This is a genomic window from Williamwhitmania sp., from assembly GCA_035529935.1.
Lineage (GTDB): Bacteria > Bacteroidota > Bacteroidia > Bacteroidales > Williamwhitmaniaceae > Williamwhitmania.
The window spans coordinates 1-15219 of record DATKVT010000073.1 but is presented as its reverse complement, the minus strand read 5'-3'; the positions used below and the strand labels follow the sequence as shown (position 1 = coordinate 15219).

At 44.1% G+C, this 15219-nt stretch carries 15 protein-coding genes; 6 read left to right on the top strand and 9 right to left on the bottom strand.

Annotated elements, in window-relative coordinates; all coding sequences use genetic code 11:
* Positions 1-17 precede the first annotated feature (17 nt).
* Positions 18-410 carry an HIT family protein gene (locus VMW01_05510; protein ID HUW05697.1) on the top strand — a complete coding sequence of 131 codons (393 nt, stop codon included), beginning with the start codon at positions 18-20 and terminating at the stop codon, positions 408-410.
* An 84-nt stretch (positions 411-494) separates the two neighbouring features.
* On the opposite strand, the gene ruvC is transcribed toward VMW01_05510, so the two are convergent.
* The 8 genes from ruvC to VMW01_05470 form a co-directional block, all read right to left on the bottom strand.
* A complete protein-coding gene (ruvC, locus tag VMW01_05505) occupies positions 495-1058 on the bottom strand; it encodes a crossover junction endodeoxyribonuclease RuvC (GenBank protein ID HUW05696.1) in 564 nt (187 codons plus the stop codon).
* Positions 1058-2329 carry a S41 family peptidase gene (locus tag VMW01_05500; GenBank protein ID HUW05695.1) on the bottom strand — a complete coding sequence of 424 codons (1272 nt, stop codon included), beginning with the start codon at positions 2327-2329 and terminating at the stop codon, positions 1058-1060. The genes ruvC and VMW01_05500 overlap by 1 nt, the downstream gene beginning before the upstream one ends.
* Positions 2326-3222 carry a DMT family transporter gene (locus VMW01_05495; protein ID HUW05694.1) on the bottom strand — a complete coding sequence of 299 codons (897 nt, stop codon included), beginning with the start codon at positions 3220-3222 and terminating at the stop codon, positions 2326-2328. Before VMW01_05495 ends, VMW01_05500 begins: the two co-directional genes overlap by 4 nt.
* A 6-nt stretch (positions 3223-3228) precedes the next feature.
* On the bottom strand, positions 3229-3534 hold the full coding sequence (locus VMW01_05490; protein HUW05693.1) for a DUF4286 family protein: 306 nt from the start codon (positions 3532-3534) through the stop codon (positions 3229-3231).
* A 107-nt stretch (positions 3535-3641) separates the two neighbouring features.
* Positions 3642-4910 (bottom strand): serine--tRNA ligase, encoded by a 1269-nt coding sequence (gene serS / locus VMW01_05485; protein HUW05692.1) that lies wholly within the window; start codon positions 4908-4910, stop codon positions 3642-3644.
* A gap of 89 nt (positions 4911-4999) precedes the next feature.
* Positions 5000-5260 carry a 50S ribosomal protein L27 gene (rpmA, locus tag VMW01_05480; protein ID HUW05691.1) on the bottom strand — a complete coding sequence of 87 codons (261 nt, stop codon included), beginning with the start codon at positions 5258-5260 and terminating at the stop codon, positions 5000-5002.
* Positions 5261-5279: 19 nt separating this feature from the next.
* Positions 5280-5591 (bottom strand): 50S ribosomal protein L21, encoded by a 312-nt coding sequence (gene rplU, locus VMW01_05475; GenBank protein HUW05690.1) that lies wholly within the window; start codon positions 5589-5591, stop codon positions 5280-5282.
* A 198-nt stretch (positions 5592-5789) separates the two neighbouring features.
* Entirely contained in the window at positions 5790-6272 is a 483-nt protein-coding gene (locus VMW01_05470) for a nitroreductase family protein (protein ID HUW05689.1), read from the bottom strand.
* A gap of 455 nt (positions 6273-6727) precedes the next feature.
* Here VMW01_05470 and VMW01_05465 point away from each other — a divergent pair, with 455 nt between their 5' ends.
* From VMW01_05465 to VMW01_05445, 5 genes are read left to right on the top strand one after another with little or no spacing between them, the layout of a single operon-like run.
* Positions 6728-8002 (top strand): KamA family radical SAM protein, encoded by a 1275-nt coding sequence (locus tag VMW01_05465; GenBank protein HUW05688.1) that lies wholly within the window; start codon positions 6728-6730, stop codon positions 8000-8002.
* Positions 8003-8032: 30 nt separating this feature from the next.
* Positions 8033-9799, top strand: coding sequence for a histone deacetylase family protein (locus tag VMW01_05460; GenBank protein ID HUW05687.1), 1767 nt, complete (start codon positions 8033-8035; stop codon positions 9797-9799).
* Positions 9799-10791, top strand: coding sequence for an ATP-grasp domain-containing protein (locus VMW01_05455; GenBank protein ID HUW05686.1), 993 nt, complete (start codon positions 9799-9801; stop codon positions 10789-10791). Before VMW01_05460 ends, VMW01_05455 begins: the two co-directional genes overlap by 1 nt.
* Complete coding sequence (locus tag VMW01_05450) at positions 10788-11762, top strand: ATP-grasp domain-containing protein (GenBank protein HUW05685.1); 975 nt, start codon at positions 10788-10790, stop codon at positions 11760-11762. Before VMW01_05455 ends, VMW01_05450 begins: the two co-directional genes overlap by 4 nt.
* Before the next feature lie 25 nt (positions 11763-11787).
* A complete protein-coding gene (locus VMW01_05445) occupies positions 11788-12279 on the top strand; it encodes a GNAT family N-acetyltransferase (GenBank protein HUW05684.1) in 492 nt (163 codons plus the stop codon).
* 103 nt (positions 12280-12382) lie between these two features.
* Here VMW01_05445 and VMW01_05440 read toward each other — a convergent pair whose 3' ends face one another.
* Entirely contained in the window at positions 12383-14848 is a 2466-nt protein-coding gene (locus tag VMW01_05440) for a T9SS type A sorting domain-containing protein (GenBank protein HUW05683.1), read from the bottom strand.
* Positions 14849-15219: the final 371 nt, after the last annotated feature.

Genomic DNA, 15219 nt, shown 5'->3' with positions numbered 1-15219 from the left:
CTTGCCACTAAAAAGCCATGCCTACCATCTTTTCAAGAATTGTTAATGGCGAAATCCCCTGCTACAAAATTGCAGAGGACGAGCACTACTTTGCCTTCTTGGACATAAATCCAGTGGTCAAAGGGCACACTTTGGTAATTCCAAAAGTTGAGGTAGATTACATTTTCGACCTTGAAAAGGAGACTCTTTCAGGGTTAATGGTCTTTGCCCAAAAGGTTGCAAAGGCAATAGAAGCAGCAGTTCCCTGCAAACGTATTGGCGTTGCCGTTCTTGGATTAGAAGTGCCTCATGCACACATTCATCTTATTCCGCTCAACCACGAAAGCGACATCGACTTTCGCAAGCCAAAGCTAAAGCTCACCACCGAAGAGTTTTTGCAAATAGCGGAATCCATAAAGAAACAGCTTTAAAGCATTGCTCCGGACAGGAACCTGAATCGAAGGCCAAAAGCCTTTTCAAGCGGTATACCCTATCCGGAGCAACTTTTTACGACTTTACTTCTTCAACCTTTCTGGGTTCTTGGTCAAAAAGTCCTTCCAACCGGAATAGCTTCCTGAGGTTGGAACGCCACTGCTCGATTGAAAGTAGTGGCATACGGCAGCGGCTAAGCCGTCGGTAGCATCTAGCGCCTTTGGCAAATCTTTTATTTGCAGCATGCTTTGTAGCAAAGCAGCAACCTGCTCCTTCGACGCCTCGCCCCTTCCTGTAATGCTCATCTTTATCTTGCGAGGGGCATACTCAAAAATAGGCATATCGCGCATAAGCGCAGCAGCCATGGCAACGCCCTGTGCCCTTCCCAGCTTAAGCATACTCTGCACATTCTTCCCAAAGAAGGGTGCCTCAATGGCCAGCTCGTCGGGATGATACTCATCAATTAGCTGGCTCACCCGCTCGTATATCTTCTGCAGCTTAATGTAGTGGTTGGCATACTTCTTAAGTTCAATAACCCCAAGCACCACCAAGCTCATCTTCTTTCCCTCAACCCTAATAATTCCATAGCCCATCATGGTTGTACCTGGGTCGATGCCAAGAATTATTTTTTCGCCAACATCAGCCATTAGTAGGAGCCTAAAATTACGCCAAATGCACCATTTGGTAAAACTCGTTGAACTGATGGAGCCGTAACGGAATAGCCTCGAGTTGTAGAGACGCCAAGAGCCTGCAACGCTTTTGCCATTGAATCTTCTGTTGGGTCTCCAAAATCCTTGGCAAGATCGTCAGATGCAGCAATATCCACGGGAATACCGGAATAGTAATCGCCTACACCACGTGAATTTTGTGTAGAGAAGCAGATGGGAAAAAAGGCATAGCTATAATTCTTATCGAAGAAGATATACATACCTACCGGTTTTCCATAGGTAGTTGAACCAACCAATTTAACATCCATATATGGTTTTAACCCATTAATTACCAACTCACTACTGGATGCAGTATTGGCGGTGGTAATAAACGCCACGCTGGTAAGGCCGCTAGCTGCATAGGTGCTGTTTTCAAAGTAAACGGTGCTGTCGAGGTTGGAGTGTAGGTTATTGTTTACAAAGCGATAGAACACGTTGGAGCTATTGCCATTACCAATAATCTCGCTGGCAAGCTGCGTAGCCACATTGGTGAGTCCACCACCATTATAACGAAGATCCACCACCAGCTTGGTAATACTATTTTCTTCAAAATATTTGAATGCCGAATCCAACTCGGCCACCGAATTATCAATGAAGCTGTAAAACGAGAGATAGCCAACCCTCTCACCTCCAATATTTAGTATTTTCTTTGCCAAAACCGTATTCATGGCCACCTGCTTCTTGGCAAAAACGCCCTGATGAGCAACGCCGTTTAAATCGGTCATGGCAAAGGTGGCCGAGTAGCCTTCGGTGGCTGGACCAAGCAGCGAGCTGAGATTGCCAGAGGTAGGAACCGTACCGTTTATCGAATTGATTATCCAGCCACGAGTAGCACCAGCGGCCTTCAATGGGCTATCGTCGAAAATGTAGGCAAGGCGAAGGTTGTTTTGGTCGTCAAATGCCAGTGAAATACCATAACCAACGTAAACACCCTGCTGGAAGTAGGAGACATATTCGTTATAACTCATCACAAAGCTGTAGCGGTCTAAGGCCTTATACCGCAACGAATCCATGAGTGCCGAGGGATTTGAGAAATCAGAAGGATTAACCTTTGGTACATGATCATACCACAGATAGTAAGATTGCATTATCTGATACAGCTGCGTATTGGCATAGTCTACCTCGGAAACGCTGCTCTCCTTGGTACAACTCGTTAAAAACAGCGATGCTGCCAAGGCAGTAACAACGCCCATTCTAAAAAGCATTTTCATACTCGACGGTTTATTCGTTTATCCATAACCTGCTGAAAAACCACGCTAAACACTATAAGGCAAAGCCCAGCAAATGTTGTCCAGAATATTGTTTCGCCAACCACAAAGTGGATGAATACCAAGGAAAGAAACGGAACAAGGTAAATAATGTTGCCTAGCTTATCGGTAGAAGTTGTGCAACTCAACGCCTTTAACCAGAACAAAAATGCAACACCCATTTCAAAAAATCCTACGTAAACGCCAGCCCAAATACCACCTGTATTAATGATATAAAAGTCTGGAATAAATGGAGAAATAGCAATCAGATAAATTAGGCTAAAAAGAAAGTTTAGAAAAAGTTTCTCCTCCTCGGCACGCCGATCCTTTACGTTGAAAACCCAGAAAAGCGCCCAGAGTAGGGAACTGAAAAGTGCAAGGAACACACCCAACAAGCTGGTATTGGCCAACCCTGTAAGTTTTCCTTGAGAAGAGATTACTGCCACCCCCACAAAGCTAATGAGCAGCGATAGGATGCTCCACCCCGAAAGTTTTCGGCCCAATATGGGAACGGCCAAAAACACCAACACCACAGGCCATACAAAGTTTAGTGGCTGAGCCACCTGTGCAGGAAGTAATGTATATGCCTTAAGGAGAATGAGGTAGTAGCCAAAAGGGTTCAGTAATCCCAACAACGCCGAGTATCCCCAATCCTTCCTGTTGGTTGGCCACACGGTTAAAAGTTTGCCCTGGTAAATCAAAAACCCAAGCAGAATGAATACAGAGGTTAGGTTGGCTAAAAAAAGCAGCTGAATGAAACTAAGCTGCTGCAACCCTATTTTAAAAGCGGATGCAGAGGTTCCCCAAAACAGGACTGTAAATCCCCCATAAATATATGCTCTGGTATTGGGCTTCATGTATAATTACTGGAGCTCCAGCAGCGTTTTAAAGAAAACAACCTTCCCCGAAAATTGATTGCTAGCCATATTGGTAAAGTAGGACATACAATCGCGCTCAAAATATGCCACTCCTTGTTGATTTGTTAGAACAATCTGAATGGAATAAGTGTTTCCGTCCTCTTCTCGAGAAATCACCCTTGTAAATACGATATCTTGCACAAAAGGCCACTGCTTTAGAAATGGGAAGAAGTCCTCTCTTGCCCAAGTTATCCAAGGCAAAGTGTATGCATTATCCACATTTACAGTTAGATTAACAATGTATCCCTTCATGAATCTTTTTTTTTCGAAAATACACAATTATTTCTTGCTTAGGTGCAGCCAACAAAAAAGGGACAGCCATGAACCGTCCCTTTCGTATTATATAATTTTTGTTCTCATCAATCGATGTAATCGAAACCGGTGTAAGGTTTAAGCACATCAGGAACTTCAATACCTTTTTCCGATTGGTTATTTTCGAGCAAGGCTGCCACAATGCGAGGCAGTGCAAGAGAACTTCCATTGAGCGTATGGGCCAGTTGAGTCTTTTTATCCTCGCGGAATCGCAGCTTTAGTCGGTTAGATTGAAACGACTCAAAGTTTGAAACCGAGCTAACCTCCAACCACTTTTTCTGCGCAGCCGAGTAAACTTCAAAATCATAAGTCAAGGCTGAGGTAAAACTCATATCGCCTCCACAGAGACGTAGAATTCGGTATGGTAAACCCAGTGCCTGAATAATTGATTCCACGTGTTTTACCATTCCCTCAAGGGCCTCGTAGGAGGTGTCGGGATGAGACACCTGAACAATCTCCACCTTGTCGAACTGGTGCAGGCGGTTGAGTCCACGCACATCCTTGCCGTAGCTACCAGCCTCGCGACGCCAGCAGGGGGTGTAGGCAGTCATCCTTACAGGCAGCTCAGCAGCTTCGAGAATAACGTCTCTAAAAATATTGGTTACCGGCACCTCGGCGGTGGGAACCATGTATAGGTTGTCAACGGTTACGTGGTACATCTGCCCATCTTTGTCGGGGAGCTGACCGGTACCATAACCAGACTCAGCATTAACCATAAATGGAGGGAGCACCTCTGTATAGCCTGCAGCAGTATTTCTATCGAGAAAAAAGCTGATAAGCGATCGTTGAAAACGAGCACCTTTACCCTTAAAAACCGGAAATCCTGCACCGGTTAGCTTATTGCCAAGCTCAAAATCGATGATGTCGTACTTCTTGGCCAAGTCCCAGTGGGGAACCGCATCGGCAGCCAAGGTTGGCATTTGCCCACCCTGCCGAACAATCACGTTATCCTCTGGAGTTTTGCCCTTGGGGACCGAAGCGTGGGGTAAATTTGGAATCACCACCAGCTTTGCATTTAGCTGCTCCTCAACCTCAGCCAGCCGCTGTGAGTGCATCTTCGACTGCTCCTTAATCTGAAAGGTTTGCTCTTTGGCAGCATCAGCCTCCTGCTGCTTGCCCTGCTTGTAGAGCATGCCTATCTCCTTTGATATTCTGTTGATTTCAGCAAGATTGTCGTCCAGCGACCTTTGCACCGAACGACGCTCATCGTCGAGCTTAAGAATTTCATTAACCAGCTGCTTGCTATCGAAGCCTTTAACCAAAAGGCGCTCGACAACCTCAGCGGTGTTGTCACGGATTTGCTTTAGGGTGAGCATAGTAGTGAATATTATAGTCAAATAAAAACTCCTGATATTTACTGCCAACGACAGCAAATATCAGGAGCTAATGTACCAAATATTTTGTGTTATTCGGCAGCAGGAATCACCGAAACAAAAGACTTATCGTCTCTTTTTTTCTGGAAAGTTACAATACCATCGGCCATTGCAAAGAGGGTATGATCTCTACCAATGCCAACATTCTTTCCAGGATTGTGAACAGTACCACGCTGACGCACGATAATGTTACCGGCCTTTACGGCCTGTCCACCAAAAAGCTTTACGCCCAAGCGTTTGCTTTCGGATTCACGACCGTTCCTAGAACTACCAACACCTTTTTTATGTGCCATTTCCGAAAGGTTTTATCAATTATGCAACAATTTCTTCAATCTGAATGCGGGTAAGGCTAGCGCGGAAACCACGTTTCAATTTGTAGCCTTTTCTTCTCCTTTTCTTAAAGATGATAACCTTATCACCCTTTAGGTGGTTAAGAATCTTGGCGGATACCTTAGCATCCTTAACGGTGGGAGCACCAACCTTAACTTGACCCTCATTATCAATCATGAAAACTTGGTCAAAACTTACCTGAGCTCCTTCTTCGCCCACCAAACGGTTCACGTAAATCTTCTGATCTTTCTGAACCTTGAACTGTTGTCCTGCTATATCAACAATTGCGTACATCGGTAAAAAATTATTTCATTACAATTGGAGTGCAAAAGTATAAAACTTTGCATGACTTACAAAGCTTTATACAAAGAATTTCGATCTCATCATCGAGCGCGCAAATTTAGTAGCTTTTTTTGATATTCTCACTACTTCATCTGCAAAAACTATCGCAATAGCATGGCAGAAAGAGATCCGAATATGGCTATAAACTAGCTACCACCTATTCCTATGTATATGTTCAGGTCTCCACTTTTCCTTTGGCTGGTTATCGCCCTCTGGATTGCCCACAGGAATTACATTGAGCGGGATGGCGTAATCGGGTAGGTGAAGTTCATCGGCCACCACCCGCATCCTAGCTGGATCGGGAAATGCGGCAGTCCAGGTCGCTCCTAGTCTAAGAGCCTCAGCGGCCAACAGTATATTTTGCGAAGCAGCAGAGCAGTCCTGAATCCATAATTGCTGTTCCCAGCCGAGAAGCGTTTTAAGAGTATTGCCGCATACAACAATTGCCACAGGGGCACCCGCCAACATCTTGGCATAGGGTAACTTATCCGCCAACCTATTGAGCTTACGCCTGTTGGTAATCACCACAAAGCCCCACGGCTGAAGATTGACCGAAGTTGGAGCGGCCATGCCTGCTCTGACCAATAGTTCTAAGTTTTCATCCAACACCGGCTCGGAGGTATAGTTCCTCACGCTTTTTTGGTTTAAAAGCAAGACAAACTGTCCATAGCCTCATTGGATTTATTTCCTAGTTTTTTCAAAAATTACCTACAGCAGCATTACGTCATGAAATCATTTTTAGGAACGATACTTATAGATGAAACTTGCAATGGGCATCTTTGAACTTTTATTGATTGAATTTTAAACCATTAACCCCAAAAACGCCTTCACTAAGTCAATCTCCAATCCAATCAACCCACAACTGGCAATGGAAATTGTTAATAAAAGTTCAAACGCCTATCTTACACCCTGTTGAATACCTATATTTTGTTGGTTAACCAAGCGATGAATGATCGGTTACCAAAAAAAAGTTGACGGTTAATAAGATTTTTGTAAAAAAAGTGCAATCAAGTCAAAAATGCACTATTATTGTGCATGATAATTCTAACTAAAAAACAACGCATAATCTTAAACAACAAATAGTTATCATGAATAACCAAAACAAAGAAACAGCAGTTTACATGGTAAACGAAGTTTCAATCGACGAAGATGAGCCTCCGTCACTGGGTGGTAACCACAAGAACACCACTCAAACACTAGAAAAAAGAGTTAGTCAACCAAAATCCGAAACCTTTCCAATCTCTAGCCAAGCAAGAGAATTTATCACCAAAAACTATCCCGGGTTATCCGATCAGGACTGGAACTCCTGGCAATGGCAACTCAAAAACGGCATTACCTCCTACAGCCAACTCCGACAACTTCTCCGGCTTAGCCATGATGAGCAACAGCCAATTTCAGATGAAAACGACTCATTACCACTTCGAATTACGCCCTACTACGCTAGTTTAATTGATCCCTACAACATCAATCAGCCTATTCGTAAAAGCGTAGTGCCCACTCATGCAGAGACCATTCTTTCTGCTGGAGAGGAGTCGGATCCGCTCAGCGAGGAGCACTGCAGCCCACTCCCAAATCTTGTGCACCGCTATCCAGACAGAGTTCTATTTCTAGCCACAGGATTTTGCTCCACCTACTGCCGCTATTGCACCCGTTCGCATATGGTTGCCAAGGACAAGGTACACTTTGGAACCACTATTTGGGATCAGGCCATTGAGTACATTCGTGAGCATACCGAGGTGCGCGACGTGCTGATATCGGGAGGAGATCCGCTAACCTTGCCGGATCATCGGTTAGAGTATCTGCTATCGAGGTTAAGGGCCATTGACCATGTAGAGATAATTAGAATTGGCACCAAGGTTCCTGCTGTGTTACCACAGCGCATTACACCTTCGTTGACAGCCATTCTGCGCAAATATCATCCGCTGTTCATCAGCATTCACTTCACACACCCCGACGAGCTTACGCCTGAGGTAAAAGAGGCCTGCAGCCGTCTTGCCTATGCTGGTATTCCCCTCGGTAGCCAAACCGTTCTGCTAAAAGGCATCAACGACAACCTGGAAACCATGAAGAATTTAATGCAGGGCCTGCTACGAAATAGAGTTAGACCATACTACCTTTACCAATGTGATCCAATTCCAGGCTCAACGCACTTTAGGACACCAGTTGAGAAAGGCCTCGAGATAATCAAAGGTCTTAGAGGTTGGACATCGGGGTATGCTGTTCCGCACTATGTAATTGATGCACCTGGTGGAGGTGGAAAAATCCCGCTGCTGCCAGAGTATTATCAAGGTAGGGATGAAAAAGGTCAGATTATTCTTAAAAACTACGAGGACAAAACCTTTTATTACCCCGACTTCGACTAAGCAACCTTTCAATACATATTTTGTAGAGTTATGTTCCGGATAAGAACCGTAGTAAGCGACAGTTATCCAAGGGATAAGGAAGCTATTGAACAGGTCAAGGAGATTCTAAAATCTCACTTCGGCGCAGTTGATGCTGAGAAGTTTGACCTCATACCGGAACAACTTCGCAATCCATTAAAGTATAAGTTTACCACCAAACTCTTGGTGGCCGACGACTACAGCGGAATGGTTAAAGGATTTGCCTTTCTTTACCATGCACCTGACCTTGGATTCTGCTTTCTCGATTACATTGCCACCCACAAAGACATAATATCAGGTGGAGTTGGGGGAGCACTTTACCAACGAGTTCGTGAAGAAGGGAAAAACTTGAAGGCATCAGGGCTATTCTTTGAGTGCCTTCCCGATGAACTAACCCTTTGCAAAAACAGCGATCTAATTTTAGAAAATAAAAGGCGATTACGCTTTTACGAAGCCTTTGGAGCTCGCCCCATCGCCAACACCCTATACGAAACACCTCTATCGGAAACGGACACCTGTCCGCCACACCTAGTTTACGACGACCTCGACAGAGAGACACCTCTAATGGGATTGGAGCTGCGAAAGATTGTGAAGGCCATTCTGGAAAGAAAGTATGCCGACCTCTGCCCCGAGAACTACAGGAACATGGTGGTTAACTCCATAGGCGAGGGTTTAGTTGAACGTAGACCTTTTCGATATCGGAAGAGAGAAAACCACGTGTCAGAGGGAAGTACCGTTCCCATTCGAAAAAAAATCATTCTTGTAATTAACGACAAGCATAACATTCACCACGTTCGCGAGCGTGGCTATGTGGAGTCGCCCGTAAGGATTGATAGCATTAAAAAGGAGATTCTCAAAACCGAAATTTTTCAAGAAATTCCTCCGGAATCTTTTTCAGAGCAATACATCAAGGCGGTGCACCACTACTCCTTATACAACTATCTTAAGAAGGTTTGCGCCGACATATCTCCGTCAGAGTCGCTCTACCCATACGTATTTCCAATTAGGAATACTACTCGCCCACCCAAGGATAGAACGGTGGCTGCCGGGTACTACTGCATCGACACCTTTACCCCCATCACGCGCAACGCCTTTCTGGCTGCTCGTAGAGCTGTCGACTGCGCGCTGACAGCCGCCGAAAAAATTATTGAGGATTACCCTGTTGCCTACGCCCTCGTTCGTCCACCAGGTCACCACGCCGAGAGTAAGGTATTTGGAGGATTCTGCTACTTTAACAGCAATGCAGTTGCGGCTCAAATGCTATCGGATTATGGTAAGGTGGCCATACTCGATATTGACTACCACCACGGTAACGGCCAACAGAATATTTTTTATAAGAGAAATGACGTGCTCACCATATCCGTTCACGGTCATCCCTCCTTTGCCTATCCTTACTTTTCAGGATTCAAGGAAGAAAAGGGAGAAGGCCCTGGATTGGGGTTTAACGTAAATTTCCCATTGTCCGAAAAAATAGATGGAAAGCAGTATCGTGAGACACTTCAGCTGGCCATAAAAAAAGTAAAAGCCTTCAACCCGCGATTCCTTGTGGTTGCACTTGGTCTCGACGTTGCCAAAGGTGACCCCACGGGCAGTTGGAGTCTCACCGCTCCCGATTTCTACGAAAATGGTTTACTCATAGGAGCACTAAAACTTCCAACGCTGATAGTTCAGGAGGGTGGCTACAGAACAGCCAACATTGGCGTTAATGCCAGAAACTTTTTTAAGGGATTGGCCACCAGCTATCCCCTATTTTCGAACCAAAAAATGCTTAAAGCATAATGACCATAGGGCTAACCTACGATTTAAAAAGCACCTACCTTAAGAATGGTTTCACCAAAGAGGAGGTTGCCGAATTTGATTCCGAAGATACCATTGTTGGCTTTGAAAACGTACTTGGCGAACTTGGGTTTAACACCGAACGCATTGGTAACATAGTGGAGCTAACGCAAGCTCTCGTTGCTGGGAAACGATGGGACTTGGTATTCAATATTGCTGAAGGTGTGTATGGCATTGGCCGAGAGGCGCAGGTTCCAGCCATTTTGGATGCCTATAAAATTCCCTACGTGTTTTCCGACCCGCTAGTTCTGAGCTTAACACTGCACAAGGGCATGACCAAGCACATCATTCGGGACAGAGGTATTCCAACCGCCCCATTTGCCGTGGTTGAAACTCCAAACGATATTGAAAAAATTTCGTTGACATACCCTTTATTCATTAAGCCAGTTGCAGAAGGAACCGGTAAAGGTATTACAGGAAAATCCCTAGTTAGAACAAAGGAGGAATTCCGAGTTAACACCATCGAATTACTGGAAATGTTTGGTCAACCAGTGCTTGTGGAAGAGTTTCTGCCGGGTCGAGAGTTTACCGTTGGTATTGTAGGAACTGGCAGCGATGCCCACACGGTTGGAATAATGGAAATTACCATCACCGACCAATCTGCCGAAACCATCTACTCCCTATTTGTAAAGGAGAACTACCACAACAGGGTTGAGTATACCGTTCCTGAGCCCGAGGTTGCCCAACAATGCTACAAGGTTGCGCTTGAAGCCTGGAATGCGCTTGGGTGCAGAGATGGTGGCCGTGTCGACCTAAGGATGGACAAGCATGGTGTGCCCAACTTTATTGAGGTGAACCCGCTGGCTGGGCTAAATCTAGTTTACTCCGATCTTCCCATTCTTGCCTACAAAGCAGGCTACACCTACACCCAGCTCATCAAAGAAATTATGGAGTCGGCTGCAAAACGGCTACACTTTAATATGCCCAAGCCATGAGTCCAAAAACGGCAGTAATCCTCTTCAACAAGCTATCGAAGAACGCCCTAGCCGATGAGGCCGATGTGCTCGACCAAGTTCAGCTGGTTTCCGAAGCCATGCTTCAGCTGGGCTATCTCCCGGTTGCCATTCCACTCTCCATAAAGCTGAAGAAGGCGGCCAAGGCCATTGCCGCAGCCAAGCCAGAGTTTGTGTTCAACCTCGTGGAGTCCATCAACAACAAGGGCAGCCTGGTCCACTTCTCCCCAGCCTATCTCGACACGTTGGGAATACCCTACACCGGTTCGCACACCGAAGCAATCTTCGTAACCACCAGCAAGGTGCTCACCAAGAGACTTCTTGCTGCTGCTGGACTTCCAACGGCACCATGGCATATGCCATCGAATTTTGTGGCAGATGCAAATAAGCGCTACATTCTAAAGCCCATTTGGGAAGAGGGCTCACTGGGACTCGACGAGCACTCGGTGTTCGATGGCAACAACCACGAGATGGTTGAAAAAATTAAGCAGCTGAGCGACGAAACCTACTTCATTGAGGAGTTCATCGACGGAAGGGAGTTCAACATCTCCATACTTGCAGTGAAAAATGGACCACAGGTGATGCCACCCGCAGAGATTCGCTTTCTCGATTACCCCGCCGACAAGCCAAAGGTGGTTGGATACACCGCAAAGTGGAAAGAGGATTCGTTTGAATACATTCATACCCAGCGAACTTTCGAATACAGCGATAGCGATATTCCATTACTAAAAAAACTGGAGACACTCTGCCTACAGACTTGGAACACTCTAGGATTAAGAGGTTACGTAAGGGTAGATTTCAGAGTAGATGCCAATGGCCAGCCATTGATTCTGGAGGTAAATACAAACCCTTGCATCTCTCCCGACAGCGGCTTTGTTGCCGCCTGCAGGCAAGCGGGACTATCGAATGCACAAATGGTGGAACGCATCATTGCGGATGCTTTTCGCAAGTAATAATCACACAAACGGGCAACCCAACATGCAAAAGGAAATCACACTTCGAAAAGAGGTTCGGGAGTCGGACATAGAGGCCGTTCGGGATATTGTAACCTCAACCAACTTTTTTTACGACCATGAGATCCCCGTGGCCGTTGAGCTGGTAGAGGAGGCATACAGCAAGGGCAGCGAGAGTGGTTACGAGGTGATTTTTGCCGATATCGATGGCAAACCTGCGGGATACGCCTGCTATGGGTTAATTCCCTGCACAAAAACCAGCTACGATCTTTACTGGATTGTAGTGCATAACAGCCAACGGGGGAAGGGCATTGGAAAAATTCTGCTCAACGAGGTTACCCGCGACGTGGAGAAGATGGGCGGTAGTGCCATCTACATCGAAACATCGGCTAAGGAGCTCTACCGGCCTACCCAAAAATTCTACGAGGCTGCCGGCTGCACCCTTGAGGCCACCTTCCGCGACTTCTACGACATTGGCGACGACAAGAGGGTTTACGTGAAGAGAATAAGAACGTAATAGAAATAACGAATACCTTAAAGAGTCTTCGATAGTAAAAAATAAGCGGGTGATGTAAATATTTTACATCACCCGCTCCTTTTAGACTCAATTTATGTCAAGCCTATTTAACAAACTTGAAAAATGTTTTTTTACCATTTTGCTCAAGACACAACACGTAGCTACCTTTTGGCAAAAATGCTACATCAATGCCCCAATTATCATAACTTCTGCTTTTTGCTACAACTTGGCCAGCCATATCAAAAACTGAACACACAGCATTTAAGTCAACGCCATTTATGTAGAGTCTATCAACAACAGGAATTGGATAAATCTGAATCTTAGCATATTCGTTATTTACCACAGTTGTAGCTACGCTAATGGTATACGCATGTGTTGAAACACCATCTTCGGCTAACACCTTAACAATACAACCAGACACTAATTCAGAGGCGATAGTTATGCCATCTTCATTATAAACTTCAAAGGAGGCACCACTACTAACAGTTACATTTGCCTTGAAATCGGACAACGAAGTATTATCAGGAACTGTAACGATGTTCTGATCCTGATCCACTTCAAAGATGCTGGAGGTTAGTATGGCTTCAGTTGAAGCCAATTGGAGTAAATAGTCTTTAAAGTCAATGCCGTTTTCAGCAGTCACCCTAAGCATGTCGCCAGAATTGATTATTGAATTATCTCCGCGTCTATTATGAACGATATTGCCAGACGCGCCATATGTTAGTGATAATTTTTTTTCTAATGAATCAGCATTAGTATTTGCTGGAATCTTGCTTATTGTTCCATCACTAACCACTCCACATGACGAAGTATTAACTGCGGCCTCACTCAAATACTCTCTAGTCCATATGCTTTGACCAAAGGTTGCGGTATAAAATGCATCCTTGCCCTCGATTATCCTGTAAATATACAAATCAGGCATGCCTTGTTCCGTCCAAGTATCCCAAGTGTCTCCCATATCGCTAGAATAAAAGATATGCAAGGTGCTTGTTGCATATAAGTTATTACCACGTTTCAACAAATCATAAAATGGGGAGTACTCAATCATATCCATTGGCTTCCATGTCTTGCATGTATCGGTAGACTTATAGTTCAACCCATTATAATAGTCACTTACAAAAACAACGCCATCAATAATTTTTAAAGTTCGAACTCCTGCCCCATTAAAACCGATTAGTTGCAAATGATTATTTTCAAGTTCATAAAGCCCATTAGCATTGCCAACAAAAACTAGAGTGTCGCAGGTAGCGACTTTAAGTGCTTGTCCAAAAGCAGGATCAAGATTTTTCCACGTTTTACTCGTATCCTTTGATACAAAAAGGCCATCATCTGTAGCAGCATATATTAATGTATCTAAGAAATCAATATCCCAAACAGTGCAAGTAAAATAATCTCTTGCAATAGGTTTAAAATCGGTAGAGTCTGGAATAAGAGAGTAAAGACCATTCGAAGTCCCTAATAACAATAAAGAATCCGCCGCCCCTAGTGTATAACAAATTTGGTTGCGGGTATTATTGAATGAGTACCAAGTTTTGCTTGTATCAGGAATAAAAAACGATCCGGAATTAGTTGCTGCTATTAGTTTATCATTAAACAAGGCAATGTCATAAACCTTGGAGTTATTAATACCAAAATTAGAAAGACAAAAATTTCTTTTTTTCTTGTCCCAACGGTACAAACCAAAATCGTTAGACCCAAATAACAAGGAATCCTTGGTATACAAGTATGTAAAAGCCTCTTCAGCAACCTTTTGCCACTGATGATTCTTTAAATCATAATTAAAAACACCTTGGTTAGTAGCCAGCCAAAGTGTATCATTATACCCCAATATTTTATTGAACAGCGTCGATTTGTCAAAAAAATCACCAATATTAGTCCAATGCTTGCCAGTATCAGAAGATTGAAAAATCATCTGATTGGCGAAACTTGTTGCAAATAAAAGGCTATCCAAACTACAAATATGCTGCACTCCATAATCAACGTTCAAACCAGAAGCAGATTTGGAGATTTCGAGCCATGGAGTGTTTTTGCTTCGACAATAAAGACCAGTATGGGTGCCACAAAACAAACTATCACCTAAAACACACATTTCTGTAGGCACTTTGGACCATGGATCACCATCGTTTCCAAGACCATTACTGCTTAACAACCAGGAATCTGAATCGTTGCTGTAAGCATATACACCTGCTGAAGACACGGCATAAAGAGTATCTTCAAAAAATGAGTAGCCAAGAATAATTCCGTCCAACATTGGATAATATCGCCAATTCCTCCCTCCATCATGGGAAACCGTTGGACACGCATCTCTGCTACCATAAATCAATGTATCAATAGTAAACATAGCTCCACAAGAACCATTAATGTCTATTGAACGTGTCCAAGTTTTACCAAAATCGGCAGACTTAAAGACCCCAATAGTGCCAGTCCCTGCAAAAAGGGTATCTCCATACGTTGCAAAAGAAACTACATTACCAGCAAAAGGTCCTTGATATTGGCTCCATTTAACTTGACCAAAATCAACACCCACGAGACACAGCATTATAAAAAAAAGCAGTAAAGTTTTTTTCATGATTTGCATGAATTAAGATTAAACATTTGATATTTTAATAGTTACATCATTTCTCAATATAAAAATTCTAGAACTAAGTTAATTATTTTACAGAATAACCTAACATATATAATCACTACTGTCCGACTAAATTTAGAATAACAGGTTTTTGACTCTGCACACCAATAAACAAAGGCATTATTCTTGCTACGCAAATGGCACCCCCTCAAAAAGCAAGTTTAATTTGAGCCTCTAAAGCTGGCGACCCCCGCTTGTTTAAGTAGCTTCGCCTGGTGCTGCGGAGCAGCTCAAAAACGTCTAGCATGCTAATCAGGTGTATCCTCACCAGCGTTGCCACCACCGAAAACGCTTTCTGGGTTTTTGCCATCTTC

What these genes read in the sequence shown, in the direction of transcription:
- VMW01_05510 (HUW05697.1), top strand. Translation starts at nt 18, where the DNA reads ATGCCTACCATCTTTTCAAGAATTGTTAATGGCGAAATCCCCTGCTAC.
- ruvC (HUW05696.1), bottom strand. Translation starts at nt 1,058, where the DNA reads ATGGCTGATGTTGGCGAAAAAATAATTCTTGGCATCGACCCAGGTACA.
- VMW01_05500 (HUW05695.1), bottom strand. Translation starts at nt 2,329, where the DNA reads ATGAAAATGCTTTTTAGAATGGGCGTTGTTACTGCCTTGGCAGCATCG.
- VMW01_05495 (HUW05694.1), bottom strand. Translation starts at nt 3,222, where the DNA reads ATGAAGCCCAATACCAGAGCATATATTTATGGGGGATTTACAGTCCTG.
- VMW01_05490 (HUW05693.1), bottom strand. Translation starts at nt 3,534, where the DNA reads ATGAAGGGATACATTGTTAATCTAACTGTAAATGTGGATAATGCATAC.
- serS (HUW05692.1), bottom strand. Translation starts at nt 4,910, where the DNA reads ATGCTCACCCTAAAGCAAATCCGTGACAACACCGCTGAGGTTGTCGAG.
- rpmA (HUW05691.1), bottom strand. Translation starts at nt 5,260, where the DNA reads ATGGCACATAAAAAAGGTGTTGGTAGTTCTAGGAACGGTCGTGAATCC.
- rplU (HUW05690.1), bottom strand. Translation starts at nt 5,591, where the DNA reads ATGTACGCAATTGTTGATATAGCAGGACAACAGTTCAAGGTTCAGAAA.
- VMW01_05465 (HUW05688.1), top strand. Translation starts at nt 6,728, where the DNA reads ATGAATAACCAAAACAAAGAAACAGCAGTTTACATGGTAAACGAAGTT.
- VMW01_05460 (HUW05687.1), top strand. Translation starts at nt 8,033, where the DNA reads ATGTTCCGGATAAGAACCGTAGTAAGCGACAGTTATCCAAGGGATAAG.
- VMW01_05455 (HUW05686.1), top strand. Translation starts at nt 9,799, where the DNA reads ATGACCATAGGGCTAACCTACGATTTAAAAAGCACCTACCTTAAGAAT.
- VMW01_05450 (HUW05685.1), top strand. Translation starts at nt 10,788, where the DNA reads ATGAGTCCAAAAACGGCAGTAATCCTCTTCAACAAGCTATCGAAGAAC.
- VMW01_05445 (HUW05684.1), top strand. Translation starts at nt 11,788, where the DNA reads ATGCAAAAGGAAATCACACTTCGAAAAGAGGTTCGGGAGTCGGACATA.
- VMW01_05440 (HUW05683.1), bottom strand. Translation starts at nt 14,848, where the DNA reads ATGAAAAAAACTTTACTGCTTTTTTTTATAATGCTGTGTCTCGTGGGT.